Consider the following 7,080-nt stretch of genomic DNA (forward strand, 5'->3'; position numbering starts at 1 on the left):
AGATGCGCAGTCTATTCATTTTCAAAGCGCGGCGTCCCGCTACCATGGTCGAATGCCGCAGGCCGATTTAGAGCCTTTGGTCGGGATCAGTCAGAAATAAAAAACCCCGGCGAATTAAGTGCCGGGGTTCTCGGTGTTACCAGGTCGCGATGTTACTCGACGGCTTTGACCATATCTTCAATAACTTTCTTGGCGTCACCGAAGACCATCATGGTTTTATCCAGATAAAACAGCTCGTTATCCAAGCCCGCATAGCCGCTGGCCATGGAGCGTTTGTTCACGATGACGGTTTTGGCTTTATAGGCTTCGAGGATCGGCATGCCCGCGATAGGCGATTTCGGATCGTTCTTGGCCGCCGGATTAACCACGTCGTTGGCGCCGAGCACCAGCACGACATCGGCCTGGCCGAATTCGGAGTTGATGTCTTCCATTTCGAACACCTGGTCGTAAGGCACTTCTGCCTCGGCCAGCAGTACGTTCATGTGGCCGGGCATACGACCCGCGACTGGGTGAATCGCATACTTGACGGTCACGCCGCGGTGGGTCAGTTTTTCGGTCAGCTCTTTAAGTGCATGCTGCGCCCGAGCCACGGCCAGGCCGTAGCCCGGAACGATGATCACGGTGTCGGCGTTGGTCAGCAAGAAGGTCGCGTCGTCAGCCGAGCCGGATTTAACCGGGCGTGCTTCTTGTGTGCCGGCAGGGCCGCCAGCGTCCGCTGCGCCACCAAAGCCACCGAGGATCACGTTGAAGAACGAGCGGTTCATCGCTTTGCACATGATGTACGACAGGATGGCGCCCGACGAACCCACCAGCGAGCCGGCGATGATCAGCATCGAGTTGTTCAGCGAGAAGCCGATACCGGCCGCTGCCCAGCCCGAGTAGCTATTGAGCATCGAAACCACGACCGGCATGTCGGCGCCGCCAATCGGGATGATGATCAGCACGCCCAGTACGAACGCCAGGGCCAGCATCAGCGCGAAGGCGTTGAGGTTGCCGGTGAGCATAAAGGTCACGCCCAAGCCCAGCGTCGCGAGGCCCAGCACCAGGTTGAGCTTGTGTTGGCCGCTGAACTGTACCGGTGCGCCCTGGAACAGGCGGAACTTGTATTTGCCCGACAGCTTGCCGAACGCGATGACCGAACCCGAGAAGGTGATTGCACCAATGGCAGCGCCCAGGAACAGTTCGAGGCGGTTACCGGCCGGGATGGCGTCGCCCAAGTGTTTGACGATGCCCAACGATTGCGGCTCTACCACGGCGGCAATGGCGATAAACACCGCTGCCAGGCCGATCATGCTGTGCATGAACGCGACGAGCTCTGGCATTTTGGTCATTTCGACGCGCTTGGCCATGATCGAGCCTGCGGTGCCGCCGATGAGCAGGCCCACAATCACATAGCCGATGCCGGTGGTCGCGATTTCAGCACCCAGTTTGTACACCAGCCCGATGGTGGTCAGCACGGCCAGGGCCATGCCGAGCATGCCGAACAGGTTGCCGCGACGCGAGGTGGTGGGGTGCGACAGGCCTTTAAGGGCCTGGATGAAACAGATCGATGCAACCAGGTAGAGAACAGTGACCAGGTTCATGCTCATGGCTTGCGCACCTCTTCTTTAGCTTTAGGTGCTTTCTTCTTGAACATTTCCAGCATGCGCCGGGTGACCAAAAATCCACCGAATACGTTAACGGCTGCCAAGGCGACGGCCAGGGTGCCCATGGTTTTACCCAGCGGAGTGACGGTGAGCGCGGCAGCGAGCATGGCGCCGACGATCACAATCGCGGAAATGGCGTTGGTCACGGCCATGAGCGGGGTGTGCAGTGCGGGGGTAACGTTCCAGACCACGTGGTAGCCGACATAAATAGCCAGCACGAAGATGATCAGGTTGTAGATACCGGGGGAGATGAGCTCTTCCATTGTTTTTATCCTCAGCCGTTTTTGCGCACAACTTGACCGTCGCGGCACATCAGGCACGCGGCGACGATGTCGTCTTCAAGGTTGATCTGGAACTGCCCTTCGGGGGTGAAGACCAGCTTGAGGAAGTCCAGCAGGTTGCGGGCGTACAGCGCTGATGCGTCCGCGGCAACTTCTCCGGCCAGATTGGTCGGGCCGACGATGATCACGCCGTTTTCGACGACCACTTGATCGGCCACGGTCAGCGGGCAGTTGCCGCCTTGTGCTGCAGCGAGGTCGATGACGACGGAGCCAGGCTTCATCTGCGCCACGGTTTCAGCGCTCAGCAGCACCGGTGCCTTGCGGCCGGGGATGAGTGCGGTGGTGATGACGATATCGGCTTGCTTGGCGCGCTCATGCACGGCCTGGGCCTGGCGCTGCATCCAGCTGGCAGGCATCGGGCGTGCATAGCCACCCACGCCGACCGCGCATTCGCGCTCTTCGTCGGTCTCGTAAGGGACGTCGACGAACTTGGCGCCCAGCGATTCGATCTGCTCTTTTACCGCAGGCCGCACATCTGACGCCTCAATGACCGCGCCCAGTCGCTTGGCTGTCGCAATGGCCTGCAGGCCGGCAACGCCTGCGCCGAGAATCAGCACGCGGGCGGCTTTTACCGTACCTGCGGCGGTCATCAACATAGGCATGAAGCGCGGGTAATGGTGGGCGGCCAGCAGTACGGCTTTGTAGCCGGCAATGTTGGCTTGGGATGACAGCACATCAAGACTTTGAGCACGCGAGGTGCGCGGGGCAGCTTCCAGCGAGAAGGCGGTGATCCCACGCTCGGTCAGTTTGGCAATGGTTTCATTGCTGAACGGGTTGAGCATGCCAATCAGCACGGCGGTGCTGTTGATCAAGGCCAGCTCGCTGTCGTTGGGGGCAACTACTTTAAGGATCAGCTCGGCGCCAAAGGCGTCTGTGGCGCTGCCAATAGTTGCGCCTGCGGCTTCATAGGCGCTGTCAGTCACGCTGGCATTAATGCCTGCGCCGCTTTGAACAGTCACCTTATGGCCTTGGCCGATCAGCTTCTTGATGGTTTCCGGGGTTGCAGCAACCCGCGTTTCACCCGTTTGGGTTTCGAGAGGAACACCAATGTGCACGTCATATCTCCTGCGTGATCTTTTATAAGAAAGCCAGCGCACTACGGATGGTGCGACTGGGGCGGCCGATCAGCACGATCCCACCAAATATTGGGTGGGGCGCGGCATTCTGCTGGCGATTTTTGGGGCTTTCAAGAACTTATGAAGGGTGACGGATTTTTAACTACAAGTCATGCAGTGACCGAATGTCGCAATGGTCGGCTGTAGGCCTTTATTTATAAGGCTTGTAGAGATTTAAGGCTGTTTTCGAGTTTTTTTCACATTTCTTTTGGTTATCGCTGCATAACTTTCAGAAATACCCTGTAAGCCACGTGGTTACTGGCTTTCGGGTTTGTCCAGTTAGACTTAAGTCAAGCGTGCAAAATGGCGACATTTGCGTACATATGTAGTTGATTTTTTAGTATCACTACATAGTTATTTGAGGATTCTAATTTTCTCAAATCAAGCTGTAGGCCGCGGCCTGCTTGATTAACCAGTCACGGAAGGCGTGTAACGACGCGGACTCAATTTTGCGTTCCGGGATCATTAGGTAGTAAGCCTTGTTGCTGGGCAGTGTGTGCGGGTTGGCGATAACCAGGCGTTTCTCGGCCAATTCGCGCTGAATCAGGAAGGGCGGGATCAGCGCGACGCCCATTTCGTGTATGGCGGCTTGGGCCAGCATCGAAAACAGTTCATAGCGCGGCCCGGTCATGTCGCGCGGCACGTTCATGTCTTGGGCGTTGAACCATTGGCGCCAGGCGTAGGGGCGGGTGGTTTGCTGGAGTAGGGGGAGTTCTGCCAGTGCCTTGGCGCTGAGGCTTTGCCGGTCGCCCAGCAGTGAAGGGCTGCACACGGGCAGCGGGTTCTCGCCCATCAGCCGGTGGGACGATGTGCCGGACCAGTCGGCATCGCCAAAGTAGATGGCGGCGTCGAAGTCGGTGTCGGCAAACAGGAAGGGGCGCGTACGGTTTGTCAGATTGACGGTGACGTCGGGGTGTTGTTGCTGGAAGTCCTTGAGGCGGGGCAATAGCCATTGCGTGCCGAAGGTGGGGACAACGGCCAGCTCAATGGTGTTGGCGCCTTGTTGCCCCATCACGGACAGCGTGTCGCGTTCGACGGCATCCAGTTGCGTCGCAACCCGGCGGCTGTAGGAAAGGCCTGCTTCTGTCAGTTTCACGCCCCGCTTGGAGCGTCTGAAGAGTTCTACACTGAGGAATTCTTCAAGGCTGGCGATCTGTCGGCAAATAGCGCCTTGGGTGAGGGACAGTTCGTGTGCGGCCTTGGTGAAGCTCTCATGACGTGCGGCCGCTTCAAAGCTGATCAGGGCGGTTGTGCTGGGGATCTTGCGGCGCATGTACGGCTTCCTCACTAAAGGTGATCAGAAATGGCCTTTCAGGCTGTCACGGAGTGAGAAATTATCACAACGGCGTGCTGAATCCTCGTTTGTACTCTTTATAGGGGGCGGCCTAGGATCGGCGCACGACATTTGATCTATTTCGCGAGGGTTCTTACATGGCGGGTAAAGCAAGCTTCAACTGGATTGATCCACTGTTGCTGGATCAGCAGCTCACTGAAGAAGAGCGCATGGTGCGTGACAGCGCTGAGCAGTTTGCTCAAGACAAGCTGGCGCCACGTGTTCTGGAGGCTTTCCGTCATGAACAGACTGACCCGGCGATCTTTCGCGAGATGGGTGAGACGGGCTTGCTGGGGGCGATGATCCCTGAGCAGTACGGTGGCAGTGGCTTGAACTATGTTAGCTACGGCCTGATTGCTCGTGAGGTTGAGCGCGTGGACTCGGGTTACCGCTCGATGATGAGTGTGCAGTCTTCCTTGGTCATGGTGCCGATCAATGAGTTCGGTACTGAGGCGCAAAAGCAGAAGTACCTGCCGAAGCTGGCGTCAGGTGAGTGGATTGGCTGTTTTGGTCTGACGGAGCCTAACCATGGTTCTGACCCTGGCGCGATGATCACTCGTGCGCGCTCGGTGGATGGCGGCTACAGCCTGACGGGCAGCAAGATGTGGATCACCAACAGTCCGATTGCCGATGTATTTGTGGTGTGGGCGAAGGATGACGAGGGTGACATCCGTGGCTTCGTTCTGGAGAAGGGCTGGAAGGGCCTGAGCGCTCCGGCGATTCACGGCAAGGTTGGCTTGCGTGCGTCGATCACTGGCGAAATCGTGATAGATAACGTGTTTGTGCCACAAGAGAACATCTTCCCGGATGTTCGCGGTTTGAAGGGGCCTTTCACCTGCCTGAACTCCGCACGCTACGGCATCTCGTGGGGCGCATTGGGCGCTGCAGAGTTTTGCTGGCACACGGCGCGTCAATACACGCTGGATCGTCAGCAGTTCGGTCGGCCGTTGGCGGCGACCCAGTTGATCCAGAAAAAACTGGCGGATATGCAGACCGAGATTACGTTGGCCTTGCAGGGTTGTCTGCGTTTGGGGCGGATGAAGGATGAAGGAACCGCGGCGGTTGAGATTACATCGATCATGAAGCGCAACTCGTGCGGCAAGTCGCTGGATATCGCGCGTATGGCGCGGGACATGTTGGGTGGCAATGGTATCTCCGACGAGTTCGGGGTGGCGCGTCACCTGGTTAACCTAGAAGTGGTGAATACCTATGAGGGGACGCATGACGTGCATGCCTTGATTCTTGGGCGTGCGCAGACGGGTCTTCAGGCGTTCTATTAACAGGAGCTTGGCTCATGGGTGCTTTATCGCATTTGCGGGTGCTGGATTTATCGCGAGTACTGGCTGGGCCGTGGGCTGGGCAGATTCTGGCGGACCTTGGCGCTGAGGTGATCAAGGTTGAGCGCCCGGGCAATGGCGACGACACGCGCGCGTGGGGGCCGCCCTTCCTTAAGGATGCTTATGGAGAGAGCACGGGGGAGGCGGCTTATTACTTGTCGGCTAACCGTAATAAGCAGTCGGTGACCATCGACTTCACCAAGCCTGAAGGGCAGCGCCTGGTGCGGGAGCTGGCGGCGAAGTCCGATATTTTGATCGAGAACTTCAAGGTGGGTGGCCTGGAGGCGTATGGGCTGGATTATGCGTCGCTCAAGGCGGTCAATCCGCAACTGATCTATTGCTCCATTACCGGGTTTGGTCAGACGGGCCCGTATGCGAAGCGGGCTGGTTATGACTTCATGATTCAGGGGTTGGGCGGGCTGATGAGTCTGACCGGTCGGCCTGAGGGTGAGGAGGGGGCCGGGCCGGTCAAGGTTGGGGTTGCGCTGACGGATATTCTGACGGGGCTTTACGCGACAGTCGCCATTTTGGCGGCGCTTGCTCATCGTCAGCATGATGGCGGCGGGCAGCATATCGATATGGCGCTGCTGGATGTGCAAGTGGCGTGCTTGGCCAATCAGGCTATGAATTACCTGACGACAGGCGTGTCGCCCAAGCGCTTGGGGAATGCTCACCCTAATATTGTTCCTTATCAGGATTTCCCTACAGCCGATGGCGATTTTATCTTGACCGTGGGTAATGACAGTCAATTTCGTAAGTTTGCTGAGGTGGCGGGGCAGCCTGGCTGGGCGGATGATCCGCGCTTTGTCAGTAATAAGCAGCGGGTTGCCAACCGTGCTGTGCTGGTGCCGCTTATTCGCCAGGCGACTGTATTCAAGACGACGGCGCAATGGGTTGAGCAGCTAGAGGCGGTGGGCGTGCCTTGTGGGCCGATCAATGAGATGGCGCAGGTGTTTGCGGATCCTCAGGTGCAAGCGCGGGGGCTGGCTTTTGAGCTACCGCATGTGCTGGCAGGTTTGGTGCCGCAGGTGGGGAGCCCAATCAGGTTGTCCGAAACCCCGGTGGAGTATCGTAGGGCGCCGCCGTTGTTAGGTGAGCATACGCAGGAGGTGTTGGCGCGTGTGCTTGGGGTGACGACGGTGGACTTGGAGCTTTTGCGGCAGTCCGGAGTGTTGTAGCTATATAGAGGGGGCGTTAGCCCTAATGCCAGTCAGTTAAGCTGACTGGCATCTTTATTTTCGGGTCGGATATTTTGCTGGGCGCTGCTTCACTGCTCGCGGGAACCACCGATCAGGTCGCCGATGGGGC

At 58.1% G+C, this 7,080-nt stretch carries 6 protein-coding genes; 2 read left to right on the plus strand and 4 right to left on the minus strand.

The window, feature by feature from the left end; translation table 11 throughout:
* Window positions 1-152: 152 nt before the first annotated feature.
* The 4 genes from GHO32_RS13665 to GHO32_RS13680 all read right to left on the minus strand — a co-directional run bounded on the left by GHO32_RS13665 (window position 153) and on the right by GHO32_RS13680 (window position 4,375).
* Entirely contained in the window at window positions 153-1,589 is a 1,437-nt protein-coding gene (locus tag GHO32_RS13665) for an NAD(P)(+) transhydrogenase (Re/Si-specific) subunit beta (protein ID WP_048390767.1), read from the minus strand.
* Window positions 1,586-1,909, minus strand: coding sequence for an NAD(P) transhydrogenase subunit alpha (locus GHO32_RS13670; RefSeq protein ID WP_003438157.1), 324 nt, complete (start codon window positions 1,907-1,909; stop codon window positions 1,586-1,588). The genes GHO32_RS13665 and GHO32_RS13670 overlap by 4 nt, the downstream gene beginning before the upstream one ends.
* A gap of 11 nt (window positions 1,910-1,920) precedes the next feature.
* Window positions 1,921-3,042 carry a Re/Si-specific NAD(P)(+) transhydrogenase subunit alpha gene (locus tag GHO32_RS13675; RefSeq protein WP_048373800.1) on the minus strand — a complete coding sequence of 374 codons (1,122 nt, stop codon included), beginning with the start codon at window positions 3,040-3,042 and terminating at the stop codon, window positions 1,921-1,923.
* A 436-nt stretch (window positions 3,043-3,478) separates the two neighbouring features.
* A complete protein-coding gene (locus GHO32_RS13680) occupies window positions 3,479-4,375 on the minus strand; it encodes a LysR family transcriptional regulator (protein WP_153336000.1) in 897 nt (298 codons plus the stop codon).
* 158 nt (window positions 4,376-4,533) lie between these two features.
* Between GHO32_RS13680 and GHO32_RS13685 the strand changes: the two genes are divergently transcribed.
* Both GHO32_RS13685 and GHO32_RS13690 read left to right on the plus strand, forming a co-directional pair.
* Window positions 4,534-5,715 (plus strand): acyl-CoA dehydrogenase, encoded by a 1,182-nt coding sequence (locus GHO32_RS13685; RefSeq protein ID WP_153336001.1) that lies wholly within the window; start codon window positions 4,534-4,536, stop codon window positions 5,713-5,715.
* A 14-nt stretch (window positions 5,716-5,729) separates the two neighbouring features.
* Complete coding sequence (locus tag GHO32_RS13690; RefSeq protein WP_153336002.1) at window positions 5,730-6,950, plus strand: CaiB/BaiF CoA-transferase family protein; 1,221 nt, start codon at window positions 5,730-5,732, stop codon at window positions 6,948-6,950.
* The last annotated feature ends 130 nt before the right edge of the window (window positions 6,951-7,080 follow it).

Origin of the sequence: Pseudomonas sp. FSL R10-2189 (assembly GCF_009600325.1) — a bacterium.
Classification (GTDB): Bacteria; Pseudomonadota; Gammaproteobacteria; order Pseudomonadales; family Pseudomonadaceae; genus Aquipseudomonas; species Aquipseudomonas helleri.

Bases quoted from the DNA above. Each gene is read 5' to 3' on its own strand.
- GHO32_RS13665 (WP_048390767.1), bottom strand. From the start codon at position 1,589: ATGAGCATGAACCTGGTCACTGTTCTCTACCTGGTTGCATCGATCTGT.
- GHO32_RS13670 (WP_003438157.1), bottom strand. From the start codon at position 1,909: ATGGAAGAGCTCATCTCCCCCGGTATCTACAACCTGATCATCTTCGTG.
- GHO32_RS13680 (WP_153336000.1), bottom strand. From the start codon at position 4,375: ATGCGCCGCAAGATCCCCAGCACAACCGCCCTGATCAGCTTTGAAGCG.
- GHO32_RS13690 (WP_153336002.1), top strand. From the start codon at position 5,730: ATGGGTGCTTTATCGCATTTGCGGGTGCTGGATTTATCGCGAGTACTG.
- GHO32_RS13685 (WP_153336001.1), top strand. From the start codon at position 4,534: ATGGCGGGTAAAGCAAGCTTCAACTGGATTGATCCACTGTTGCTGGAT.